Here is a 23532-nt window from a genome sequence, read left to right on the forward strand (position 1 = left end):
GGAGGGTGTTCGCGTCCGGCCCGGCGGTCAAAATAATCGATAGTCATCAATTAACAGGCTGCTGAAAAAGACTTTTTGTCCTGTGCGGGAGCGGAAATCGTTCGCCATATGACGAAATCCCGCTGGAAATCCATAGACTTCCGGGCGTTTCTGGGCCCGGCACATGGGTATGACACTTAAGGACTTTTCCAACAGCCCATTAAGTATCTCAGGCACCGGCCGGCGCCCTGGATCACCCCGTCACAAATCTCTCTTGCGCGGCGAAAGTCCCGTCGCTAGCATCCTAGTAAATCCGTTGGGGTGCCCGCAAGGGCTGAGAGGCGTCACGCTAACCCATCGAACCTGATCCGGGCAATACCGGCGTAGGGAACGGAAACTGCGAAGGTGCCCCTTGGGCACCGTCCTGGTGTCGTCCCGTGCCGCCCGAAGTAGCGGAGGACGACGTGGCAAGGGCAGCACGGCTTCTCATCATTGCGGGGTCCGACAGCGGCGGAGGTGCCGGGATTCAGGCCGACCTCAAGACCGCCTCGGCGCTTGGTGTCTTTGGCACGACGGCGATCACCGCGATCACGGCGCAGAACACGCTGGGTGTGCAGGCGGTGGAGGTGCTTCCGCCGGCTCTGGTTGCCGCGCAGATCGGATCCGTGCTGTCCGACATCGGTGCGGATGCCGTGAAGATCGGGATGCTCGGCACGGCGGACATCGCGTGCGCGGTCTCTGCCGCGTTGGAGGGCTACGGCGGCCCAGTGGTGCTGGACCCGGTGATGGTGGCGAAATCGGGCGATGCACTGTTGAGCGACGATGCCGTCTCCGCCCTTGCCCGCCACCTCCTGCCCCGGGCGACGCTGCTGACCCCGAACCTTCCCGAGGCCGCGCGCCTTCTGAATGCCTCGACCGCCCGGACGGAGGCGGAGGCCGTGGAGCAGGGGTGCGCGCTGCTCGCGCTCGGGGCGAAGGCGGTGCTGATGAAGGGCGGGCATGCGGAGGGGCCGCTTTGCCGTGACCTGTTGGTGACGGCGAGGGGCATCCGCCGCCACGAGGCACCCCGCGTCGCCACGCGCAACACGCATGGCACCGGCTGCACGCTATCCTCCGCCATCGCGTCCTGCCTTGCGCGCGGCGCGACGCTGGAGGGGGCGGTGGCAGAGGCCCATGTCTGGCTGCAGGCGGCGATCCGCGCGGCGGATGGCCTTGCGATCGGTGCGGGGCACGGGCCTGTTCACCATTTTCACGCCGTCTGGCACGCGCAGGAGGTTCCGGCATGACCGATGTCGTCACCATCCTTGGCTCGGGCGTCGCAGGGTTGACCGTGGCGCAGGAACTGACGACGCGGGGCCTGCGGGTGCGGATTGTCGATCCCGCCGGGGCGCCCGGTCCGCAGGCCTGTTCGTGGTGGGCGGGCGGCATGCTTGCCCCCTTTTGCGAGGGGGAGAGCGCCGATCCCGCCGTGGTTCGCCTCGGCGCGCAGGCGGCGGAGTGGTGGCACGCGGCGGGCGTGGAAGTTGTGCGGGAGGGGACGCTGGTCCTCGCCCCCGGCCGCGACAGGTCCGAGCTTCTCCGCTTCGCCCGCCGGACGGAGGGGCACCGGACGCTTGACCAGGAGGGGATCGCGGTGCTGGAGCCGGACCTTGCCGAACGGTTCGATCGCGCGCTGCATTTCGCCGCGGAGGCGCATCTCGCCCCTCGCACGGCGCTGGCCAAGCTCATGTGCAACCTCGTCGGACGGGGCGTGGAATTCGCGGACGGTGGGGCGGCGGAGGGAGAGGTGATCGACTGCCGTGGCCTTGCCGCGCGCGACTGCCTGCCGGACCTGCGCGGCGTGCGGGGGGAAATGGTGATCCTCCGCGCCCCCGGCCTGATGATCCGCCGGCCGGTCAGGCTGCTGCACCCGCGCCACCCGCTCTATATCGTGCCGCGCGGGGAAGGCGTCTATATGCTGGGCGCGACGCAGATCGAGACGGGCGCGCGCGGCCCAGCGACGCTGCGCTCGGTGGTGGAACTGCTGAACGCGGCCTACGCGCTGCACCCGGCCTTTGCGGAGGCCGAGGTGGTGGAGATCGGTGCCGACGCCCGCCCCGCCTTTCCCGACAACATGCCGCGCGTCTTTCGGCGGGCAGGGCGCATTCACGTCAATGGATTGTTCCGGCACGGCTTTCTGCTGTCTCCCGCCATGGCCATCGCGGCGGCGGACCTGCTGATGGCAACCCGGCAGAAGGAGGAGACAGCATGAGGATCACGCTGAACGGCACGGCGGCGGAAGTGGAGGGCACGACGCTTTCCGCCGCGCTGGACGAACTGGGCTACGCCGGCGCGCGGGTCGCGACGGCGGTCAACGAAACCTTCGTGCCTATGACACGGCGGGCGGATCACGCGCTTCGCGATGGCGACCGGGTGGAGGTTCTCGCCCCCCGGCAGGGAGGCTGACATGCCGGTATTCTATGGAACCGAGGTCGCCTCGCGCCTCATGCTGGGAACGGCGCAATATCCCTCTCCCGCCGTGTTGGCGGAGGCGTTCCGCCGCTCCGGCGCCGGGATCGCCACCGTCTCCCTCCGGCGAGAGGGTGCGGGTGGCGAGGGGGGCGCGTTCTGGGGGCTGATCCGCGATCTGGGCCTGCCGCTCCTGCCCAATACCGCGGGCTGCCACTCGGTGAAGGAGGCCGTCACCACCGCCCATATGGCGCGGGAGGTCTTTGGCACCGACTGGATCAAGCTGGAGGTGATCGGCCATCCCGACACACTGCAACCCGATCCCTTTGGGCTGGTGGAGGCCGCCCGCATCCTGACCGGCGACGGCTTCAGGGTGTTCCCCTACACGACGGAGGACGGCGTGCTGGCGGGCCGTCTGCTGGAGGCGGGCTGCGAGGTGCTGATGCCGTGGGGGGCGCCCATCGGCACGGGGCGCGGCCTCTCCAATCCCTATGGGCTTCGCACGCTGCGCGCGCAGTTCCCCGACGTGCCCATGGTGATCGACGCGGGTCTCGGCCTGCCCAGCCATGCGGCACAGGCGATGGAGATGGGGTTCGACGCCGTGCTGCTGAACACCGCCGTCGCCAAGGCCGGTGATCCGGCCGCGATGGCGGAGGGGTTCGCCCGCGCGCTGGAGGCCGGACGACTGGCGTTCGAGGCCGATCCGATGGACCCCCGCGATATGGCGGCCCCCTCAACCCCCGTCATCGGAATGGCGGTGCTGGCATGAAGCTGGACAGGTTCTATCCGATCTTCGACCATCCCGACTGGCTCCGCCGGGCGCTGCCGCTTGGCGTGCGTTTCGTCCAGCTCCGGGTGAAGGACCGGCCGGAGACGGAGACGCGCGCCATGATCGCGAAGGCGCAGGCGCTCTGCCGTGCGGCGGGGGCGGTGCTGGTCGTCAACGATCATTGGCGGCTGGCGATCGACGCGGGCTGCGACTGGGTGCATCTCGGGCAGGAGGATCTCGACACGGCCGATATCGCCGCGATCCGGCGCGCGGGGCTGCGGCTCGGCCTGTCCACCCATGACGAGGCGGAGCTGGAACGCGCGCTGTGCCATGCGCCGGATTACGTGGCGCTGGGGCCGGTCTGGCCCACGATCCTCAAGAAGATGAAATGGCATGAGCAGGGGCTGGACAGGGTGCGGGACTGGAAGGCGCGGGTCGGTCCGATCCCGCTCGTCGCCATCGGCGGGCTGTCGGTGGAGCGCGCGCCGCTGGCTTTTGCCGCCGGGGCGGATGTCGTCTCCGTCGTCACGGACATCACCCTGAACCCGGAGCCGGAGGCCCGGATCCGGGCGTGGATGGAGGCGACGCGATGAACCGCTATGCCCGCCAGATCGCCGTGCCGGGCTTCGGTGCCACGGCGCAGGAGCGGCTGGGCCGTGCCACGGCGCTGGTGGTGGGCGCGGGCGGGCTGGCCGCGCCGGTGCTGCAATACCTCGCCGGGGCGGGTGTGGGGAGACTCCGCATCGTCGATCCCGACCGGGTGGAGGAGAGCAACCTTCACCGCCAGACCCTGTTCCGCCATGCCGATATCGGACACCCCAAGGCAGAGGCCGCCGCCCGCGCCCTCGGCGACCTGAACCCGGAGACGGCGGTGGAACCGGTCGCCGCGGCGCTGGACCCGGGCAACGTCGATGCGCTCGTTTCGGGCGTCGATGTGGTGCTGGATTGCGCCGACAGTTTCGCCGTCTCCTACATCCTCTCGGACGTCTGTCTTTCTGCGGGCATGCCCCTCGTCAGCGCCTCCGTCATCGGGACGGAGGGCTATGCGGGTGCGTTCTGCGGTGGTGCTCCCAGCCTGCGCGCGGTCTTTCCCGAGTTGCCGCCCCGGCTTGGCTCCTGTGCGGACGACGGGGTTCTGGGGCCTGTGGTGGGCGTGGTGGGCGCCATGCAGGCGCAGATGGCGCTGACACTATTGGCAGGGATGAAGCCCGCACCTCTGGGCCGTATCGTCAGCTACGACGGGAGGACGCAGCGGCTCGGCGGGTTCTCCTTCCTCGGTGCAGAGGAGGTTTCCGGCCCAAGGTTCGTTCACTCAGATGATATAAAAATCAACGACTTCACCGTTGACCTTCGCGCAGAAAATGAGGGGAAGATCATCTGCGCCGAAGCGCTGCGCCTGACGGCTGCGGATTTCGTCGCCGGTGGGCCGCTGCCACAGGAAGGGCAGCGCGCCGTGCTCTGCTGCCGCTCAGGCCAAAGGGCTTGGGTCGCGGCGGAAAGGCTCGCCACGCTTTGGCCCGGTGAAATCGTACTTGTCGCCCTTGGCGATCATAGGGAGCAACCATGAAACACCTCATGCTCACCGCCTGTCTTGCAGCCCAACCCGCGCTGGCGGCGGACCGGCTTACCGTCATGCTCGACTGGTTCGTGAACCCGGATCACGGCCCGCTCATCATCGCGGAGAAAAAGGGCTATTTCGCTGCACACGACTTGGAGGTGGAGATCGTGGCCCCCGCGGACCCGGCAGATCCTCCCAAGATGGCGGCCGCAGGGCGTGCGGATATCGCTGTTTCCTATCAGCCGCAGCTTCATCTGCAGGTGGCGGAGGGTGTGCCGCTCCGCCGGGTGGGAACGCTGATCGCCACCCCCCTCAACTGCCTGCTCGTTCGGGCCGACGGGCCTGTCAGGGATCTGTCAGACCTGAAGGGGCGCAAGGTGGGTTTCTCCGTCGCGGGGGTGGAGGAGGCGCTCCTCGGGGCGATGCTCGGCAGCGTCGGGATGACGAGCGCCGACGTGGAGCTGGTCAATGTGAACTGGTCGCTGTCCCCCGCACTGCTGTCGGGGCAGGTGGATGCCGTCATGGGCGCGTTCCGCAACTTCGAGCTGAACCAGATGGCCCTCAATGGGGTGGAGGGGCGGTGCTTCTATCCGGAGGAGCACGGCGTTCCCCCCTATGATGAGCTGATCTATGTCGCGAAGCTTGATGCGGATGCAGAGAAGATTTCCCGCTTCCTTGCCGCGACGGAGGAAGCGGTGCAATACATCATCAACCACCCGCAGGAAAGCTGGGAGATATTCGCGTCTTACGCGCCGGAGCTGAATGACGATCTGAACCGTATGGCATGGCGCGACACCCTTCCCCGGTTCGCCCACAGCCCAGCGGCGTTGGATCATGGAAGATACGCCCGGCTCGAGGCATTCCTTGCCGCTTCCGGCCTGTCGGACGGCAAGGCGAGCGTGAGGGATCTGGCAATTGACGTCGATCTGTCCCAATGAGTTACGGTAATATATTCATGTGCCTCCGCAGCGCGACTGGCGGGGCTTGGTCGGACTATGTCAGCCACCCCTTCGTCACCTCGCTCGGAGACGGCAGCCTGCCGCGAACGGCCTTTATGGGCTATCTGGTGCAGGACTACCTGTTCCTCCGCCATTTTTCTCGCGCTTGGGCGCTGGCCGTGACCAAGGCCGAAACACTGGAGGAGATGCGCCACGCCGCCTCCGCCGTGAATGCGCTGCTGAATGACGAGATGGCGCTGCATGTCCAGCTCTGCGCCCGCGCGGGGATCAGCGAGGGCGCTCTGGAACGCGCGGAGGAGCGGCTGGAAACGCTCGCCTATACGCGCTTCGTCATGGATGCGGGGCATGCGGGGGACTTCCTCGACCTGCTGGTGGCGCTGGCGCCCTGCGTCATGGGCTATGGGGAGATCGGCCTGCGCCTCCGCGCGCGCGGCACGGGAGGCCCCTATGCGGAGTGGATCGAAACCTATGGCGGCGATGCCTATCAGGCGCTCTGCCGCGACGTTGGCGGTCTGATGGACAAAGCGGGCGCGCGGCGGATCGGCACGTTCGTAGAGGACAGCCCCCGCTGGCCCTCGCTCGCCGGGCGGTTCCGCATCGCGACGGTGCTGGAGACGCGGTTCTGGGACATGGGCCTTGCGATGGGGGCCACAGCCACCCCGGCAGAGGCATGAGGCCGGGCCTGCGGCTTGCCGGCAGCGTGCATTCCGGTGCGGCAACGCTGCTTCGCCCGGTTGCCCTGACGGTGCCGGGCGGGCGCTGGACCTGCCTGCTCGGCCCCTCGGGCGTGGGAAAGTCCACCGTGCTGCACTGCTTTTCCGGCCTCGATCCCGGTCTGCGGCTTCGGGGGGAGGCGCAGGCGGAGGATGGCGGGAGCCTTGCCGGTCGTGTGGCGCTCATGGCGCAGGCGGACATGCTCGCCCCATGGCTCACGCTGCTCGACAATGTGATGCTCGGGGCGCGGCTTCGGGGGGAGCGGGCGGAGCCGGAGCGGGCGCGTAGCCTGCTGGGCGCCGTGGGACTGGCGGCAGAGGCTGAGCGGAAACCCCATGCCCTTTCCGGCGGGCAGCGGCAGAGGGCGTCTCTGGCCCGCACTCTCTATGAGGATCGTCCGGTGATCCTGCTCGACGAGCCGTTTTCTGCGCTGGACGTGGGCAACCGGGCGCGCATGCAGGCCCTGGCGGTGGAAGCGCTGAAGGGACGCACGGTGCTGCATGTCACCCATGACCCCGCAGAGGCCGCGCGGCTGGGGGAGCATCTGCTGCTCCTCACCGCCGATGGTCTGTGCGCCCTGTCGCCGCCGGAAGGGGCGATCCCCCGGCCACCAGACTGCCCCCGGACTCTGGCGGCCACGGGGGAACTGACCCGCCGGTTGATGGAGGTCGCATGATCCGCTGGCTCGCACCCGTCGCCGCGATCCTGTTGCTGTGGCAGGGGGTGGTGGGCTTCACGGGTCTTCCGCCCTACATCCTGCCCGCGCCGCTTCGCGTAACCGCGGCGATCAGGGACAATGCCGGGCTGCTGGCCAGCCATGCCATCGTCACGCTGGGCGAGATTGCGGTGGCACTGGTGTTGGGGGCGCTTCTTGGCGCGGCGACGGCGGTGGCGCTGGCGCTCTCACCGCCCCTCAGGCGGGTTGCGGAGCCGCTGCTGGTGCTGAGTCAGGCGATACCGGTCTTTGCCCTCGCGCCGATCTTCACGCTCTGGTTCGGCTACGGCATGGAGTCGAAGATCGCCGTGGCGCTGATCGTGGTCTACTTCCCCGTGACGGCGAGCTTTCTGGATGCGCTCCTGCGCACACCGCCGACCCTTGTGCGCCTGGCGGGCGTGATGCAGGCACGGCGCTGGACGATGATGTGGCATGTGCAGATCCCCGCAGCCCTTCCCGGCCTGCTTTCGGGTTTGAAGATCGCCGCGGTCTATGCCCCGATCGGAGCGGTGATCGGGGAATGGGTCGGCGCTTCACGCGGGCTCGGTTATCTGATGCTGCTGGCCAACGGGCGGGCGCGCACTGATCTGATGTTCGCGGCGGTGCTGCTGATCGCCGTCATCGCCGTGGGATTGCACCTCGCCACCGGCTGGGCGGCAAGGCGCATGATGGAGTGGCAGGAGCGTTAGATCCCCGCCGCGATCCCGGCTTCCGTGTCCGCGGTGGCCTCCGGCGCGGCGACGGAGAGGTCATTGGCGGGCGGCGTGGGAAGGGGGGTGCCGGGCGGAACAGTGCCTAGCCCGAACTGATCCCGGCGCAGCACGATGACCTTGGCCCCCGTTTCCACCCGGTCGTAGAGGTCACGCGAGTCCTGATTGTAAAGCCGGATGCAGCCAGAGCTGTCAGCCGTCCCGATCGTCCAGGGATAGGGTGTGCCGTGGATGCGGTAGAGCGTGTCGCGCCCGTTGCGGTAGAGATAAAGCGCCCGAGCGCCCAGCGGGTTATCCAGCCCGCCCTCCATGCCGCCACGGAGCGGCTCATAGACCTCCGGCTCACGTTTGATCATGTTGGCCGTGGGCGTCCAGCGGGGCCATTCGCGCTTCATCGGGATATAGGCGGTGCCGGCAAAACCGCGCCCTTCCTTGCCGACGGCGGCGGTGTAGCGGATCGCCCGATTATTCCCGAGGATATAGTAGACGTAACGGGCCCACGGATCGACGATGATCGTGCCGGGCTTCTCGTCAGACCAGTAATCCACCTCGCGGCGCACCTTGTCGTCGGAGAGCCAGGCGGGGTTGACAGCGGGGATGGTCATGTCGCCGTCCGGCTGGGCGGCATACATGGCGACGGTCTGTTCGCTGACGTAGTGGACCGGTCGCGACGCCTGCTGCGCCCCTCCGCCGCAACCGGCGAGCAGAAGGGAGACGAGGATCAGCGAAACGGGGGAGGTGAGCCTTGATCGGGAGCGTTGCGGGGCGGAGGGTCGGCTTTTCTGCTGCGGTGTCATCCGGTAACCGTTCATGGAGGTTTGAGGCCAAGCTAGCGCAAGCGGCACCGATTTCCCGAAAGGAGACAAAAGAAGGGCGGAGCGATGCAGGTGGGCCACTAACGGGGTGCTGTAAAGTTCCCCTGGGTCTGGGCGGGAGCGGACATCGTCGGTAATCTGGGGAAATCCAGTCCGAAATCCACGGATTTCTGGCAGTTCCGGGGCCGATTTCCGATTTCCAGAGCAAGGACAGGACAGGTCAGAGCTTTTTCAGCAGCCTGCTGAACCTGCCAGAGGATGCCCAGGGGAGTGCCGGTCGCGCGGGAAGACGCAACCGGCAGGTCGTCATTGGCCGCGCAGACGGCGTTGTTGGCCCATCGCGCGGATCAGGCTGGCCCGGGCGATCCATGGGCGGGAGGTCCAGTCGTCGATCTCGGCGGGTTCCGCTGTCGGGCAGCATTCGATCCGCCCGGTACCGGGGTCGATGCGCCAGACAGGGACATGCGCATCCGGCCGGGCCTCCGGCTGGATATGATCGCCCTGGCGAGAGGTGAAAAGGGTAAGGCAACGGGCAATGATGCCGTTCCGCGCGGGGATGGCGTGGGTCATGGCTCTCTCCTCGATGGGCCGCGCGGGCCGTCGGGAGAGCCTTTGTCAGGCCCGGTCCGAAAGCCGTTGCGGCAGGGGTCTTCGACTGCTGTCGCTGGACATCTGGTTTACCTGTGTGGAACTCCGGTCGGACTCGCCGCTCGGATGGGTGACATGTAACAGCACGGGTCGGGTTTTTCCAGCCCCGACCCGGCGCGTTCACGCAGGTGTTTCAGCCTGGGATGGACTTCACCGCAGTCTCCAGCAACCCGCCGAATTCGCCGGAGAACGCCTCTGGCGTCCACTCCTCCAGTGTGCCCGCCACATGGACCGCCCCGATGGGCCGCCGCGCCGTATCGAGCACCGCTGCGCCAAGCGCGATCTCGTGGCGAAGAAGCTGGCCGACCATCATCGCATGGCCCCGCGACCGTGCCGCATTCACCGCCTCCATCACCTCGGCAAGCGCGGTGACGGTGGTGGCGGTGAAGGGTGTGAGGTCGGATCGCGCGACGATCTCCGCGATTTCGTCATCCTTCAGATGCGCGAGAATGGCGACGCCGCCTGCCGTGCAATAGACGGGCACCGTGTTGCCGGTGAGTGTCGCGGTGAAAATCTCGTGCTTCGAAGGCATCCTGAGTGCGTAGATCAGCCGCGTGTCGTCCCAGAAGGACATGTCGACCCGCTCCCGCGTACGCCGTCGAAGCTCCAGAAGCACTGGTGTCGCCCGCTGGCAGACCGGGTCCAGCCGGAGCGCGGAATGCGCCATGGTCAGCACCCGCTTGCCCGGAAGATAGCCTTTATCCTCCCGATCGCGCACGATCATGCCCATCGACACGAGCGTGTGGACCATGCGTTGCGCCGCGCTCCTGTCAAGGCTGGAAAGCGTCGCTATTTCTTCCAAGGTCAATGGCTTACGGGCCATTTCGAACACGGTGAGGACGGAGATCGCCCGTGCCGCTGCCCGCACGAACAGTGGGTCTTCTGCCTCATTCCGTGCCGTTGCTGGATCGAAATTAGGCACGCCAATCAAGTCGCGGAACATTCAACCTCCCTGAGGTCACAAACTCGGTTGACAGCGCGTCGGGTCTGCGTAAGCTGAATTTCAATAAACAAGTATCGCCTGTCAATACAGGTGGACACCATCAGGGAATATCTCCGTTGCAACGACGTGTGGCCTTTGCGGGCTTTCTGCACGAGACGAATACGTTTGCCTCCGCTCCGGCGGACATGGCGGCCTTCCGGCAGGGGGGCGGGTATATCCCCTTGACCCGTGGCGCGGCGCTGCGGGAGGCGATCCGGGGGGTGAACCTTGGCATGGCAGGCGCCTTCGATCATGCGGAGGCCGCCGGCTGGGACGTGGCGCCCATCCTCTGGGCCGGTGCAATACCGTCGGCTCCGGTGACGGGGGCCGCCTATGAGGCGATCGTAGACGAGATTCTGGCCGGGCTGCGGGCTGCCGCACCCTTTGACGCCATCTTCCTCGACCTGCACGGCGCGATGGTGGCCGACGACGTGGACGACGGGGAGGGGGAGCTTCTGCTGCGCATCCGTGCCGACTTCCCCGATCACCCCATCGCCTGCGCGCTCGATCTGCATGGCAACATCACGCCGCGCATGTATCAGCTCGCCGATGTGCTGGTCGGCTTCCGCACTTATCCGCATGTGGACATGGCCGAAACCGGTCGGCGTGCCGCCGAAGCGCTGGACGGGCTGATGGATGCGCCGCAGGGCTGGTCGCGGGCGATGCGGCGGGGCGATTACCTGATCCCGATAAGCTGGCAATGCACGGGGATGGAACCGGCGCGGAGCCTTTATGCGCTGACCCGTGACCTGCCCGAAGGCGTGGCGAGCGCATCGGTCTTCCTTGGTTTCCCGGCGGCGGATTTCCCGGATTGCGGCCCTGCGGTCTTTGCCTACGGTCCGGATGCGACGGCGGTCGCGACCCATGCCGATCGCCTTGCCGCCGCGTTGGCGGAGCGGGAAGGGGCCTTTGCGGGGGAGGCTTTCTCACCCGAGGAGGCAGTGCGGGAGGCGATGCGTCTCGCCGCGGGCGGGGCGGGCCCCGTGGTCATCGCGGATACGCAGGACAATCCCGGCGCGGGCGGCTCCTCCGACACCACGGGGATGCTTCGCGCGCTTGTCTCCTGCGGGGCGGAGGGCGCGGCGCTCGGCAATTTCCACGATCCGGAGGCGGCGCGCGCGGCCCATGCCGCGGGCGTCGGTGCGGAGATCGAGATCCCCCTCGGCGGGCGGTCCGGGCTGAAGGATGACGCACCTTTCCATGCGCGGTTCCGCGTGGCCGCGCTGTCCGACGGCCGCGTCCATGCAACCGGTCCATATTATGGCGGTACGATGATCGACATGGGGCCGTCCGCTGCGTTGGAGATCGGCGGCGTGACGGTGGTCGTCACCAGCCACATAGCGCAGATGGCCGACCGCAACTTCTACCGCATGGTGGGAGTGGAGCCGGAGGCGCAGCGCATTCTGGTCAACAAGAGTTCCGTGCACTTCCGGGCGGATTTCGAGCCGATCGCGCAGGCGATCCTGGTTGCGACAGCGCCCGGCGCGATGCCGCTCTGCCCCTCCGCCCTGCCGTGGACGCGCCTGCGCCCCGGCATCAGGCTCCGCCCGAACGGCCCCGCCTTCGGCGCGGCCTGAACCCGTCATAAAAACGAACCGACAGAGAGGAACGACATGAGCTATCTTCCGCGATACATGGCCAAGGCCGGTCTTGCCGCCTCCTTCCTCGCGCTGGCTGCGGGGGGGGCGCTGGCGGAAACCACGCTGACCGTGGTCATGCATTCCGACCTGCGCGTGCTGGACCCGGTCATCACCACGGCACATATCACCCGCGATCATGCCTACATGATCTACGACGTGCTGGTCGCGGAGGACGAGAACTTCCAGATCCGGCCGCAGATGGCGGATGTCGCCGCCTCCGACGACGGGCTGACCTATACGTTCACGCTGCGCGACGGGCTGAAATTCCACGATGGCGCACCGGTGACGGCGGAGGATGTGGTCGCTTCGCTCACCCGCTGGTCCAAGAGGGACGCGGGCGGCCAGCTCATCATGGATGTGACGGATTCGCTGACGGCGAAGGACGACAAGACCGTCGTCTGGACGCTCAAGGAACCCTTCGGCCCGTTCCTTGCCACCATCGGCAAGCAATCGGCCCTGCCGCCCTTCATCATGCCCAAGCGCATCGCGGAGACCCCGGCGAACGAGGCGATCAAGGAGCATATCGGCTCCGGCCCGTTCAAGTTCGTGCCCGAGGAGTTCCAGCCCGGCGTGGGGGTGAGCTATGTCAGGAACGAGGATTACGTTCCGCGTGACGAACCTCCCTCCGGCTATGCGGGCGGCAAGGTCGTCAATGTGGACAAGGTCCGCTGGCTCACCATGTCGGACAGCCAGACGGCGGTGAATGCGCTGCAATCGGGCGATATCGACTATATCGAATCCATGCCCGCCGACCTGATCCCGCTGCTGGACGGTGATGACACGGTGGTGGTGGAGAAGCGCTCGCCCTACGGGATGCAGACCATGGGCCGCGTGAACTTCAAGCATCCGCCCTTCGACAATCCCGACATCCGCCGGGCGGCGCTTATGGCGCTGTCGCAGGAGCCGGTGCTGGCCGCGCTGACCGGCTCGCCGGACTACTACAAGGTCTGCGGCGCGATCTTCGGCTGCGACACGCCGCTGGCCGACGATACCGGCTCGGCCACGCTGACGGGCGCGGGCGATCCCGCGGGGGCAAAGGCGCTGCTGGAGAAGGCCGGTTATGATGGCACGCCCATCGTGCTGATGCAGCCGACGGACAGCCCGACGCTCCGCGCGCAGCCGGTCGTCGCGGCCCAGCAGCTTCGCGCCGCGGGCTTCAACGTGGACATGCAGCCGATGGACTGGCAGACGCTGGTCACGCGCCGCGCCTCCATGGAACCGCCCGCGAACGGCGGCTGGAACATCTTCTTCACCAACTGGATGCTGGCGGAGATCGCTTCTCCGACGATTTCCCCCATGCTGAACGGTCGGGGGGATGCGGGCTGGTTCGGCTGGCCGGAGGATGCGGAGCTGGAAGCGCTGAAAAAGAGCTTCATCGCCGCCACCACGCCCGAAGCGCAGAAGGAAGCGGCGCATAAGATGCAGGCCCATACGCTCGATCAGGTGATCTACATCCCGCTCGGCGAATACAACTTCCCGCAGGCCCGCCGCACGGTGGTGGAGAACATGCTGCCCAACCAGGTGCCGGTGTTCTGGAACATCACCAAAGCCGAAGACTGATGCCAGCCCTTGCGCCCGCCCCCTCCCGGCGGGCGCACTCCTTCCATCCCCCCGGAGAGATGTGATGCTCGCCTACACGTTGAAACGCATCCTGTCGGTTGTCCCGGTCCTCGTTCTCGTCTCCCTGTTCGTCTTCTTTCTCCTGCGTCTGACCCCCGGTGACCCGGCGGCGATCATCGCGGGCGACGCGGCGACGCCCGAGCAGCTCGAACGGATCCGGGAGGCGATGGGCCTGAACGAACCCGTCGTGACGCAGTATTTCCGTTGGATCGGCAAGCTGCTGCGCGGGGATTTCGGCACGTCGCTGATCTCCAACGTGCCGGTGCTGGAGCTGGTGGGCCAGCGCGTCTGGCCCTCCATCGCGCTGGCGCTGCTGACCATCGTCATCGCGGTCTGCGCCGCGATCCCGATGGGTGTCCTTGCCGCGTGGAAGCACAAGAGCTGGATCGATTATCTGGTGATGTCGTTCTCCGTGCTGGGCTTTTCCGTGCCGGTCTTCCTTGTGGGATACGTGCTTCTGCTGATCTTTTCGGTCTGGCTGGGATGGCTGCCGCCGCAGGGATACAAGCCGCTCTCCGCAGGGCTCTGGCCATTCCTTGAGCGTGCGATCCTGCCTGCGCTGACGCTCGCCTCCATCTACATCGCGCTCATCGCCCGGATGACGCGGGCCGCCATGCTCGACGTGCTGAATGAGGATTATATCCGCACCGCCCGCGCCAAGGGGGTGGGAGACAGGCGGCTTCTCTTCGTCCACGCGCTGAAGAACGCCGCCGTGCCGATCGCCACCATCGTCGGCACTGGTTTCGCTCTGCTGATCTCCGGCGTCGTGGTGACGGAGACGATCTTCAACATCCCCGGCATCGGGCGGCTGACGGTCGATGCGGTGCTCGCCCGCGACTACCCGGTGATCCAGGCGATGATTCTTCTGACGGCGACGCTCTACGTCTTCGTCAACCTGCTGATCGACCTGTCCTATTCGCTGTTCGACCCGAGGATACGCTACTGATGGAAGCCAACCGTTCCCTCGTGGAGAAGCCGCTCGCGCTCCGGCTTCTGTCCTTCTCCTCGCCCGCGAAAAGCGGCTGGGGGCCGTTCATCGCGCTGCTCCTTCTGGCGGCGGTGTTGCTGCTGACGATCTTCTCCCCCTGGATCGCCACGCATGATCCGCTGGCGATGGACCCGCTGAACCGTCTGAAACCCCCGTCGGAGGCGCATCTGCTCGGCACCGACAACTTCGGGCGGGACCTGTTCTCGCGCATGATCCTCGGCGGGCGGATCTCGCTGCTCATCGGCATCTGCACGGCGGTGGTCGCCATCACGATCGGTGTGCTGATCGGGCTGGTGGCCGGGTTCTTCCGGCTGGCGGATTCGATCATCATGCGGGCCATGGATGCACTGATGGCCATGCCGTCGATCCTGATCGCCATCGCGCTCGTGGCGCTGAACGGGCCGTCCATCGGCTCCGTCATCGCGGCGATCACCATACCGGAGGTGCCGCGCGTCGTCCGCCTCGTCCGCTCCGTCATCCTTTCGGCCCGGGAGGAGCCTTATGTGGAGGCTGCAACCGCGCTCGGCTCTTCCACGGGCAAGATCCTGTTTCAGCATCTGCTGCCCAACACCATGGCGCCGATGATCGTACAGGGCACCTATATCGTCGCTTCCGCCATTCTGACGGAGGCGCTGCTTTCCTTCCTTGGCGCGGGGATCAGCACGGAGATACCCACCTGGGGCAACATCATGGCGGAGGGGCGGCAGTATTTCCGCATCAGCCCCGCCATCGTGCTCTGGCCCGGCCTGCTGCTGACGATCTGCGTGCTATCCATCAACCTGATCGGGGATGCCGCGCGCGACGCGCTCGACCCCCGCATGAAGAAACGGGAGGCCTGAGATGCAGCTTCGCGACAGGGATTTCTCGGCCGAACCCGTGGTTCTCGACATCGAGGGGCTGGTGGTGGAGGTGGCGGGCGGCCAGCCCATCCCGGTGCTGAAGGGCGTGAGCTTCGACATCCGCCGGGGCGAGACGGTCTGCCTCGTGGGGGAGTCGGGTTCGGGCAAGTCCGTCACCTCGCTCACTGCCATGGGCCTGCTACCGAAGGATGCGCTGAAGGTGGCGGGGGGCTCCATCCGGCTGAACGGGACGGATCTCCTCGCGCTGTCGCCTGCGCAGATGAAGCGGATGCGGGCGGCGAGCCTCGCCATGATCTTTCAGGAGCCGATGACGGCGCTGAACCCGGTGATGAAGGTCGGCGCGCAGATCATGGAGGTGTTGGACCTCCACACCCGTCTGCCCGCGGCGGAGAAGAAGGCCCGTGTCATCGACATCATGGAGCAGGTTCATCTGCCCGACGTGCCCCGCATCTTCGAAAGCTATCCCCACCAGCTTTCCGGGGGCCAGCGGCAGCGGATCATGATCGCCATGGCGCTGATCCTGGAGCCGGCACTGCTGATCGCGGACGAACCCACCACCGCTCTCGACGTGACGACGCAGAAGCAGATCCTCTCGCTCATCGCCGAGCTGCAGGAGAAGCATGGCACGGCGGTCCTGTTCATCACGCATGACATGGGTGTGGTGGCGGAGATCGCCGACCGGGTCTGTGTCATGCGGCATGGCGAGATACTGGAACAGGGCGGCATCCGGCAGGTGCTGGAGGCCCCGCGCCATCCCTATACGAAAAGCCTGCTCGCCGCGGTGCCGAGCCTCGTCCCGCGAGAGCAGCGACCGGAGGCCGCGACCGCGCCGGTGATCCAGACCAAAGCGCTCGGCATGACCTACCGTTCCGGCGGGTTCCTGAGCCGCAAGACGGAGGTCCACGCCTCCCACGGCGTGACCTTCTCGCTCACCCGCGGGCGGACGCTGGGGATCGTTGGGGAGTCGGGATCGGGCAAGACGACGGTCGCGCGCTCCATCATGCGGCTCATCGAACCGACGGAGGGGGAAATCCTGCTCGACGGGACGGATATCGCCCATCTGACCACGGCGGGCATGAAGCCGCAGCGGCGAAAGCTGCAGGTGGTGTTTCAGGATCCGTTCCGCTCCCTCAACCCGCGCTGGACCATCGCGCGGTCGCTTACGGAGGGGCCGCTGAACTACGGCACCCCCTATGAGGAGGCGATCGCGGAGGCGAAGCGGCTGCTGAAGATCGTGTCGCTGCCGGAGGATGCGCTCCGCCGCTACCCGCACCAGTTCTCCGGCGGTCAGCGCCAGCGTCTTGCCATCGCACGGGCGGTGATGCTGAAGCCCGACGTTCTGGTAGCGGATGAAGCAGTCTCGGCCCTCGACGTCAGCGTGCAGGCGCAGGTGCTGGAGCTGCTGGCGGAACTGCAGCGCCAGACCGGCATCGCCATCATCTTCATCACCCATGACCTGCGCGTCGCTGCCCAGATCTGCGACGAGGTGCTGGTGATGCAGCGTGGCAAGGTCGTCGAGCAAGGCCCCGCCGCCGAGGTGCTGCGCGCGCCGAAGAATGACTACACCCGGTCACTGATAGACGCGGCGCCGGGACGCTTCTGGGATTTCGCGGCCGGAGGGCCGCTCGTCGCCTGATCGGGAGAGAGACATGGCACTCATCAAGTTCATCGAGGACAAGGCCCCGGAGATGCGCAAGATCTTCGAGGATCTGCATACCAACCCGGAAATCGGCTTCGAGGAGAACCGGACCGCCGCCATCGTGGAGAAATGCCTGACCGACTGGGGTTTCGACGAGGTTCATGCCGGCGTCGGCACGACGGGCGTCGTCGGCATCCTGCGCGGCAAGGGGCAGGGCAACCGCCGCATCGGGCTGCGCGCCGACATGGACGCGCTGCCGATCACCGAGACGACGGGCCTCGGTTATGCCTCTGCTCATGCGGGCAAGATGCACGCCTGCGGCCACGACGGGCACACCACGATGCTGCTCGGTGCCGCGCAATACCTTGCCGCGACGCGGGATTTCGACGGCACGGCGGTGATGATCTTCCAACCGGCGGAGGAAGGTCTGGGCGGGGCGCGGCGGATGCTGGCGGAGGGGCTGTTCGAGCGCTTCCCGTGCGACGAGATCTACGGAATGCACAACCAGCCGATGTCGAAGCTCGGCCGTGCGCGCATCCGCAAGGGCGCGATGATGGCGGGCGCGTCCTTCTTCGACATCACGCTGACCGGCAAGGGCAGCCACGCCGCGCAGCCCCACAACTCCCGCGACGTCCTGGTGATCGGGGCGGAGCTTGTGGGCCTGCTCCAGACGATCGTGTCGCGGAACGTGAACCCGGTGCAGCCCTGCGTCCTGTCCTGCACCCAGTTCCACACCGGGTCGGCCTACAACATCGTGCCGGAGACCGCGACGATCACCGGAACGGTGCGCTACTTCGACCGCGACGTGATCACACTCGTGGAGACGCGGATGGGAGAGCTCTGCGCGGGCCTTGCCGCCGCCCACGGGATCGAGATCCGGCTCGACATGCGCAACGTGTTCGACGTGCTGGTGAACGAGCCCGAGCTGGCGGACGACTACGTTGCCGCGGCGGCGGAGGTGCTTGGTGCGGAGAATGTCTCGGACGACGGGCCGATGGTCATGGGGAGCGAGGATTTCGCCGACATGCTGGGTCAGGTGCCCGGTGCCTATATCAACGTGATGCACGGGGGGGAGCAGCCGCTGCACAACCCGGGCTTCGTGCTGGACCCGGCGACGCTGCCCATCGGCTCCTCCATCTACGCGAAAATCGTCGAGCGGCGGATGCCGCTGACCAAAGAGGCCGCGTGATGGCCCTGGACCGCACGAAACCCGCCTCGTTCCTCGACCTCGCCTTCGACAGCGAGGACATGATCCGCCGCCTGCGCCCGTGGATCGAGACCGAAAGCCCGACCTTCGACGCGGAGGCCGTGGCGCGCATGGTCGATGTGGTTGCCTATGACGCCGCCGCCGCAGGTGCCAGCCTTGAGGTGATCCCGGGGCGGATGGGGTGCGGCCCCTCGCTCCGCGCCAGGTTCCCCCATGCGGATCAGGGAAAGCCCGGTATCCTCGTGTCCGGGCATCTGGACACGGTTCATCCCGTGGGGACGCTCGCGCAGAACCCCTGGCGGCGGGAGGAGGGGCGCATCTACGGCCCCGGCATCCAGGACATGAAGGGCGGCAATTTCGTGGCGCTGGAGGCCATGCGCCAGATCATGCGCGCGGGGATGCACACGCGCCTCCCCGTGACCTTCCTGCTGACGCCGGATGAGGAAATCGGCACCCCCGCCACGCGCGACCTGATCGAACAGGAGGCGCTGATGAACAAATACGTCATCGTGCCGGAACCTGCGCACAGGGACAACGGCTGCGTCATCGGTCGCTATGCCATCGCGCGGTTCAACCTGGAGACGCGGGGCGTGCCCTCACATGCGGGCTGGGCGCTGAAGGACGGCCGGTCGGCCATCGCGCTGATGGCGCGGAAGCTTCTGGAGGTGGAAGCGATGACGACGGAGGACTGCACCTTCTCCGTCGGTGTCATCCATGCGGGACAGTGGGTGAACTGCGTTTCCTCCACCTGCTTCGCAGAGGCGCTCTCCATGGCCAAGACGGACGCGGATCTGGAAGCCGGCGTGGCGAAGATGCTGGGGCTTTCCACCAGCGTCAACGATGTGGAGTTCGTCGTCACCCGTGGCGTGACGCGGCCTGTCTGGAAGCCCGGCCAGCCGCAGGACATGGCGCTGTTCGACGTGGCGAAGGGCATTGCCGGGCGCATCGGCTTCGAGCTGACGCATGAACCCTCGGGCGGCGGGTCGGACGGCAACTTCACCGGCGCGCTGGGGATCCCGACGATCGATTCCACCGGGGTCCGGGGGGCGGGGCTGCACACGCTGAACGAACACATCCTTGAGGACAGCCTCGTGGAGCGGGCGCAGTTCCATGCCGGTCTGTTCCTCGAACTCGCCTGAGTCAGCGCGGGCTGCTGAACGAGTTCAGAAGGCAGCCGGGAATGACCCGAAATGTGTGGTTTCCCGGCTGAACTTCCTCAGCTTGCGAAGGATCCCCGCTCCAACGCGGAGCTGAAGGTCTTGTTCAACGACCTGCTCGCAGCGCCCCTTCCGGGGCGCGCCGTTTCCCCCCATCCGCCGTGTGACCCATGCCAGAAGACACCACCCATCGCCTCTCCGGCCTGACCGGAGAGGTCGAGATCCGCATCGACCGCTGGGGTATCGCCCATATCCGGGCCGGAACGCAGGACGATCTGTTCTTCGCGCAGGGCTGGAACGCCGCGCGTGACCGGCTGTGGCAGATCGACCTTGCGCGCAAGCGCGGGCTCGGCCTGCTGGCGGGGGATTTCGGCCCAGGCTATCTGGAGCAGGACCGCGCCTCCCGTCTGCTGCTCTACCGGGGTGACATGGCGGCGGAATGGGCGGCCTACAGCCCTGACGCAGAGGCCATCTGCATGGCCTTCGCGGCGGGCATCAACATCTACGTGGATGGCGTGCTGGCGGGCGATCTGCCGCTGCCGCCGGAATTCGCGCTTCTGGGCAATATTCCCTCCCGCTGGACGGCCGAGGATGTCGTCCGGGTGCGCAGCCACTCGCTGACCCGCAACGCGACGTCCGAGGTGTTGCGCGCGCGGGTGATGGCGCTGGCGGGGGTGGAGAAGGGCGCCTGGCTCGACCTGCTGCGCAAGGAACTGGAGCCGCGGGTGGTGCCGGAGCCGGCGGTGGACCTATCGCTCATCTCCGCCCGGGTGATCCGCGATTTCCTGCTGGGGGTCAGCCCCGTCAGCTTCTCGCCCGAGCGGCTCGCCGCCACGCTGGCGGAGGCGCCGCTCTGGACCCAGCCGACCCCGCTCGGCGAGATCGACCGTATCGCATCCGCCGAAGGTTCCAACAACTGGGCGATTTCCGGGGCGCGGACGGCGACGGGGCGGCCGATCCTATGCCTCGATCCGCACCGCACGCATACGCTGCCCTCCGTGCGCTACATCGTGCATCTGACCATGCCGGGCTTCGACGTGATCGGCGCGGGCGAGGCGATGGTGCCCGGCATTTCCATGGGCCACAACGGCACCGCTGCCTTCGGTCTGACCATCTATGGCCACGATCAGGAAGACCTCTGCGTCGTTGACCTGCATCCCGACGACCCGCTGCTCTATCGCTACGGCGACGGGTGGGAGCGGATGCGCTGCGTGGAGGAGGACATCCCCGTCCGCGGCCATGATCCGCAGAAGGTCACGCTGCATTTCACCCGCCACGGTCCCGTGCTGCACGCCGACGGCAGCCGGGCCTATGCGCTCCGCACCGTCTGGACGGAGCCGGGAACGGCCCCCTATATGGCGAGCCTTGCGGTGATGCGCGCCCGCTCGCATCGGGACTACGTGGCCGCGCTCCGGGGCTGGGGCTGCCCCTCGGTGAACCATATCTACGCGGATACGCAGGGCGACATCGTGTGGAAACCCTCCGGTGCCGCGCCGGTCCGCGACGGGTGGGAGGGGCTTCTGCCGGTGCCGGGCGATGGAAGCCACGAATGGCGGGGCCTTGCCAGCCCCGACGACGGCCCGGTCGAGGTCAATCCCCCCCGCGGCTTCATCGCGACGGCCAACGCCATGAACGTTCCGAAGGACTGGCAGGGGGTGTGGCCGGGATACGAATGGCTGGACAGTTCGCGCCACGATCGGCTGAACGGTGTGCTGGCGGAGAACGACCGCGTGACGCTCGACGATTGCGCAGCGATGCAGACCGACACGATGGCGCTCTCTGCCCTGCAGGCCGTGCGCGCGCTGCGAGTGGCGCAGCGGGCGGGGTTGTCCGCCCGCGTGACGGCATTGCTCGATGGCTTCGGTGGCGATCTGCGCGCCGGGAGCGGAGCCGCCGCGCTGGTGGAGCTTTGGCTCTCCCGCCATCTCGGCCCCGCCATCGCACGGGAGGAGGGCGCGACGGAGGCGGTGCTGCCGCTTCTCGCCCCTTACGACACGCCGAGCCTCGTACGCTGGCTCGAGGAGGTGCGTCCGCTTCCCGACGCCGTGGGGGCGAGCCTCGAACGCGCATGGGACGATTGCGCCGCGCTGATGGGGGAGGATCCTGCGCGCTGGCGTTGGGGAGACATCCATCGCCTGACGCTCCGCCATCCGCTGCACCGGCTGGCGCCGGAGGGCTGGTCCTTCGCGCCGCTGCCGCTCGGCGGGTCCAACGCCAGCCCGAACTACGCCGCCTATCGCGCGGGCGATCTGGAAGTGACGACCGGCCCCTCCGTGCGGATGCTGATCGACGTGGGCCACTGGGACGAAAGCCGTTTCGTCAATACACCCGGCCAGTCCGGCGTGCCGGGAACCGCGCATTACGGCGACCTTCAGGCGGACTGGCACACGGGCCGCTATCACCCACTGCTTTATAGCCCGCAGGCCATCGCGGCGGAGACGGAGGCGCGCATCGTCCTCCGCCCATGAGGGCGAGATGACCCTCGCGGCCCGGTGCTCCGAAGGAGAGGGTCATCTGTGGCAGGCTGCCGAAAAACTTCGGCAGTCTCATGCTCGGGAAATCGGGATCTGCCCCCGGGAATGATCCCGATTGCGCGGACGTCTGGCCGGTTTCCGTCTGGTACCCCTCCGGCGCGGACCTGAAAGGTTTTTGAGCAGCCTTTGCGGATTTCGAGCGGGTGGAAACCCTGTTGCACACCGTCCACGCAGCGGGTTTCATTCGCTGCCCGCTGCCCGCTGCCCGCTGCCCGCTGCCCGCTGCCCGCTGCCCGCTGTGGGCGGGCTACGGTCGAAACGGATCGCGGGGCGGAGGCAGTTCCGCAAGCGCAGCCGCGTAGCAGGGTGCAGGGGGCAGAACGGGGGCCAGCAATGCCTGCAAGGCATGATAGAGGTCGGCCTTGCCGCGATAGATCCGCTCCGTCGGCCTTCCCGCCGCATCCACCTCGTGCAGCCAGCCGCCCGCCTGCCGGTCGATCAGGGTGAGGTCGATGTAGTCCCAGAGCCGCCGGTACCACGCCTCGAACCGCGGCGCGCCCGTTCTGCGGTGCAGGGCCGCCGCCGCAACCACGGCCTCCGCCTGCACCCAGTGCGCGCGGTTGGCGATGGAGGGACGGCCCTCCCAGTCCAGCGTATAGACCAGTCCGGGCAGGCCATCGGCACCCCAGCCGTCCGCCATGCCGGTGTCGAACAGGGCGACGGCATCGTCCAGAAGCCACTCCGGCACCGCGGCGCCCTGCCGGATCAGCGCCGCCTCCAGTTTCAGCAGCAGATGTGCCCATTCCATCGCATGCCCCGGCGTGGTGCCGAAGGGGCGGAGGTCATCCCACGGGCGGTCCCGGTTGTAGTCGCGGAGCGGCGCCCAGTCGCGCCCGTAATGCTCGGGCAGGCGGTAGCCGTTGGCGCGGGCCGCACCGTGGATGAGACGCGCCGCCACGCGGAGCGCACGTTCGCGCCAAAGCGGCTGGCCGGAGATATCGGCCAGCGCGAGCATCGCCTCCACCCCGTGCATGTTGCTGTTGGCACCGCGATAGTCCTCCTCTCCGCCCCAGTCAGGGTCGAAGCTCTCACGCAGTGCGCCCTCCTCCTCCGACCAGAAGCGGGTTTCCAGCACCTCGGCAGCCTCTGCGAGCAGTGCCTCTGCGCCTGCCGCTCCAGCCGCGACGGCGGAGCTTGCCCCGAGCGCCACGAAGGCGTGGAGATAGGCGAGCTTGCGCCCGCCGCCCGCCGCCGTGGCCCACCAACCCCCGTTGCGCTTGTCCCGAAGCGGGCCGCTGAGCGCCGCCACACCATGCGCCACCAGCGTCTCCGCCCCCGGCAGGCCCTGCAGCGCCGCCAGCGCGTAGGAGTGCGTCATCCGTGCGGTGATGATCGTGTCAGCCACCGCGCCGCAAGGCACGCGGCCCGCATTGTCCAGCGCGACGAAGCCGTCGCCCACGCGCGAAGGCTTGGAGAAATCCAGCAGGCGTTGGGCCTCCCGCTCCAGCCAGCGGCGATGGGGCAGGCGGTCCAGCCAGTCGGGCGGGGTCGGGGATGGGGACATCTGATGCGCCCTCCAAGCGCGGGTTCGGGCGCAGTATAGCCACCGCGAGCGGGCCGCCCAGTTTCGAATTCGCTGCGGCCCCGGTC

At 67.5% G+C, this 23532-nt stretch carries 22 protein-coding genes and 1 riboswitch; of the genes, 18 read left to right on the forward strand and 4 right to left on the reverse strand.

Annotated features, from left to right (window positions below; all coding sequences use genetic code 11):
- The first annotated feature begins 286 nt into the window (after positions 1–286).
- Positions 287–386, forward strand: a riboswitch (TPP riboswitch).
- A 30-nt stretch (positions 387–416) separates the two neighbouring features.
- The 10 genes from thiD to CG51_RS08130 are packed head-to-tail and all read left to right on the forward strand — an operon-like array spanning position 417 to position 7831.
- Positions 417–1265, forward strand: coding sequence for a bifunctional hydroxymethylpyrimidine kinase/phosphomethylpyrimidine kinase (gene thiD, locus CG51_RS08085; RefSeq protein WP_035743809.1), 849 nt, complete (start codon positions 417–419; stop codon positions 1263–1265).
- Positions 1262–2230, forward strand: coding sequence for an FAD-dependent oxidoreductase (locus CG51_RS08090; protein WP_035743810.1), 969 nt, complete (start codon positions 1262–1264; stop codon positions 2228–2230). The genes thiD and CG51_RS08090 overlap by 4 nt, the downstream gene beginning before the upstream one ends.
- Positions 2227–2424 (forward strand): sulfur carrier protein ThiS, encoded by a 198-nt coding sequence (gene thiS, locus CG51_RS08095; protein WP_035743811.1) that lies wholly within the window; start codon positions 2227–2229, stop codon positions 2422–2424. Before CG51_RS08090 ends, thiS begins: the two co-directional genes overlap by 4 nt.
- A gap of 1 nt (position 2425) precedes the next feature.
- The gene (locus CG51_RS08100) at positions 2426–3196 is read left to right on the forward strand and encodes a thiazole synthase (protein WP_035743812.1); all 771 of its coding nucleotides are present in this window, start codon (positions 2426–2428) and stop codon (positions 3194–3196) included.
- A complete protein-coding gene (locus CG51_RS08105; protein WP_035743814.1) occupies positions 3193–3789 on the forward strand; it encodes a thiamine phosphate synthase in 597 nt (198 codons plus the stop codon). The genes CG51_RS08100 and CG51_RS08105 overlap by 4 nt, the downstream gene beginning before the upstream one ends.
- Positions 3786–4763 carry a HesA/MoeB/ThiF family protein gene (locus tag CG51_RS08110; protein WP_035743816.1) on the forward strand — a complete coding sequence of 326 codons (978 nt, stop codon included), beginning with the start codon at positions 3786–3788 and terminating at the stop codon, positions 4761–4763. Before CG51_RS08105 ends, CG51_RS08110 begins: the two co-directional genes overlap by 4 nt.
- Positions 4760–5692: an ABC transporter substrate-binding protein gene (locus tag CG51_RS08115; RefSeq protein WP_035743817.1), complete on the forward strand. Its 933-nt coding sequence runs from the start codon at positions 4760–4762 to the stop codon at positions 5690–5692. Before CG51_RS08110 ends, CG51_RS08115 begins: the two co-directional genes overlap by 4 nt.
- A complete protein-coding gene (locus CG51_RS08120; RefSeq protein ID WP_035743819.1) occupies positions 5689–6387 on the forward strand; it encodes a TenA family protein in 699 nt (232 codons plus the stop codon). The genes CG51_RS08115 and CG51_RS08120 overlap by 4 nt, the downstream gene beginning before the upstream one ends.
- A complete protein-coding gene (locus tag CG51_RS08125; protein ID WP_051930256.1) occupies positions 6384–7103 on the forward strand; it encodes an ABC transporter ATP-binding protein in 720 nt (239 codons plus the stop codon). Before CG51_RS08120 ends, CG51_RS08125 begins: the two co-directional genes overlap by 4 nt.
- On the forward strand, positions 7100–7831 hold the full coding sequence (locus CG51_RS08130) for an ABC transporter permease (RefSeq protein ID WP_035743821.1): 732 nt from the start codon (positions 7100–7102) through the stop codon (positions 7829–7831). The genes CG51_RS08125 and CG51_RS08130 overlap by 4 nt, the downstream gene beginning before the upstream one ends.
- On the opposite strand, the gene CG51_RS08135 is transcribed toward CG51_RS08130, so the two are convergent.
- From CG51_RS08135 to CG51_RS08145, 3 genes are all read right to left on the reverse strand, one after another.
- Positions 7828–8649, reverse strand: a complete 822-nt coding sequence (locus CG51_RS08135) for a L,D-transpeptidase (RefSeq protein WP_084695110.1) — start codon at positions 8647–8649, stop codon at positions 7828–7830. The genes CG51_RS08130 and CG51_RS08135 overlap by 4 nt on opposite strands.
- Before the next feature lie 324 nt (positions 8650–8973).
- On the reverse strand, positions 8974–9237 hold the full coding sequence (locus tag CG51_RS08140) for a hypothetical protein (RefSeq protein ID WP_035743826.1): 264 nt from the start codon (positions 9235–9237) through the stop codon (positions 8974–8976).
- A gap of 211 nt (positions 9238–9448) precedes the next feature.
- Positions 9449–10258, reverse strand: coding sequence for an IclR family transcriptional regulator (locus CG51_RS08145; protein WP_084695100.1), 810 nt, complete (start codon positions 10256–10258; stop codon positions 9449–9451).
- A gap of 116 nt (positions 10259–10374) precedes the next feature.
- On the opposite strand from CG51_RS08145, the gene CG51_RS08150 reads away from it, so the two are divergent.
- The 8 genes from CG51_RS08150 (at position 10375) to CG51_RS08185 (ending at position 21876) form a co-directional block, all read left to right on the forward strand.
- On the forward strand, positions 10375–11874 hold the full coding sequence (locus CG51_RS08150; RefSeq protein WP_035743828.1) for a M81 family metallopeptidase: 1500 nt from the start codon (positions 10375–10377) through the stop codon (positions 11872–11874).
- Between the two features lie 36 nt (positions 11875–11910).
- A complete protein-coding gene (locus tag CG51_RS08155; RefSeq protein ID WP_035743831.1) occupies positions 11911–13497 on the forward strand; it encodes an ABC transporter substrate-binding protein in 1587 nt (528 codons plus the stop codon).
- Between the two features lie 64 nt (positions 13498–13561).
- Entirely contained in the window at positions 13562–14503 is a 942-nt protein-coding gene (locus CG51_RS08160; RefSeq protein WP_035743833.1) for an ABC transporter permease, read from the forward strand.
- On the forward strand, positions 14503–15384 hold the full coding sequence (locus CG51_RS08165) for an ABC transporter permease (protein ID WP_035743835.1): 882 nt from the start codon (positions 14503–14505) through the stop codon (positions 15382–15384). Before CG51_RS08160 ends, CG51_RS08165 begins: the two co-directional genes overlap by 1 nt.
- A gap of 1 nt (position 15385) precedes the next feature.
- A complete protein-coding gene (locus CG51_RS08170) occupies positions 15386–17041 on the forward strand; it encodes an ABC transporter ATP-binding protein (RefSeq protein WP_035743837.1) in 1656 nt (551 codons plus the stop codon).
- 13 nt (positions 17042–17054) lie between these two features.
- Positions 17055–18233 carry a M20 aminoacylase family protein gene (locus tag CG51_RS08175; protein WP_035743839.1) on the forward strand — a complete coding sequence of 393 codons (1179 nt, stop codon included), beginning with the start codon at positions 17055–17057 and terminating at the stop codon, positions 18231–18233.
- Positions 18233–19390, forward strand: a complete 1158-nt coding sequence (locus CG51_RS08180; RefSeq protein ID WP_051930258.1) for a M20/M25/M40 family metallo-hydrolase — start codon at positions 18233–18235, stop codon at positions 19388–19390. Before CG51_RS08175 ends, CG51_RS08180 begins: the two co-directional genes overlap by 1 nt.
- Before the next feature lie 188 nt (positions 19391–19578).
- Entirely contained in the window at positions 19579–21876 is a 2298-nt protein-coding gene (locus tag CG51_RS08185) for a penicillin acylase family protein (protein WP_035743842.1), read from the forward strand.
- A 313-nt stretch (positions 21877–22189) separates the two neighbouring features.
- Here the strand turns inward: CG51_RS08185 and CG51_RS08190 are convergent, their stop codons facing one another.
- The gene (locus tag CG51_RS08190; RefSeq protein WP_035743844.1) at positions 22190–23446 is read right to left on the reverse strand and encodes an AGE family epimerase/isomerase; all 1257 of its coding nucleotides are present in this window, start codon (positions 23444–23446) and stop codon (positions 22190–22192) included.
- Positions 23447–23532 lie beyond the last annotated feature (86 nt).

It is taken from the genome of Haematobacter missouriensis, assembly GCF_000740775.1.
GTDB classification, from domain to species: Bacteria; Pseudomonadota; Alphaproteobacteria; order Rhodobacterales; family Rhodobacteraceae; genus Haematobacter; species Haematobacter missouriensis.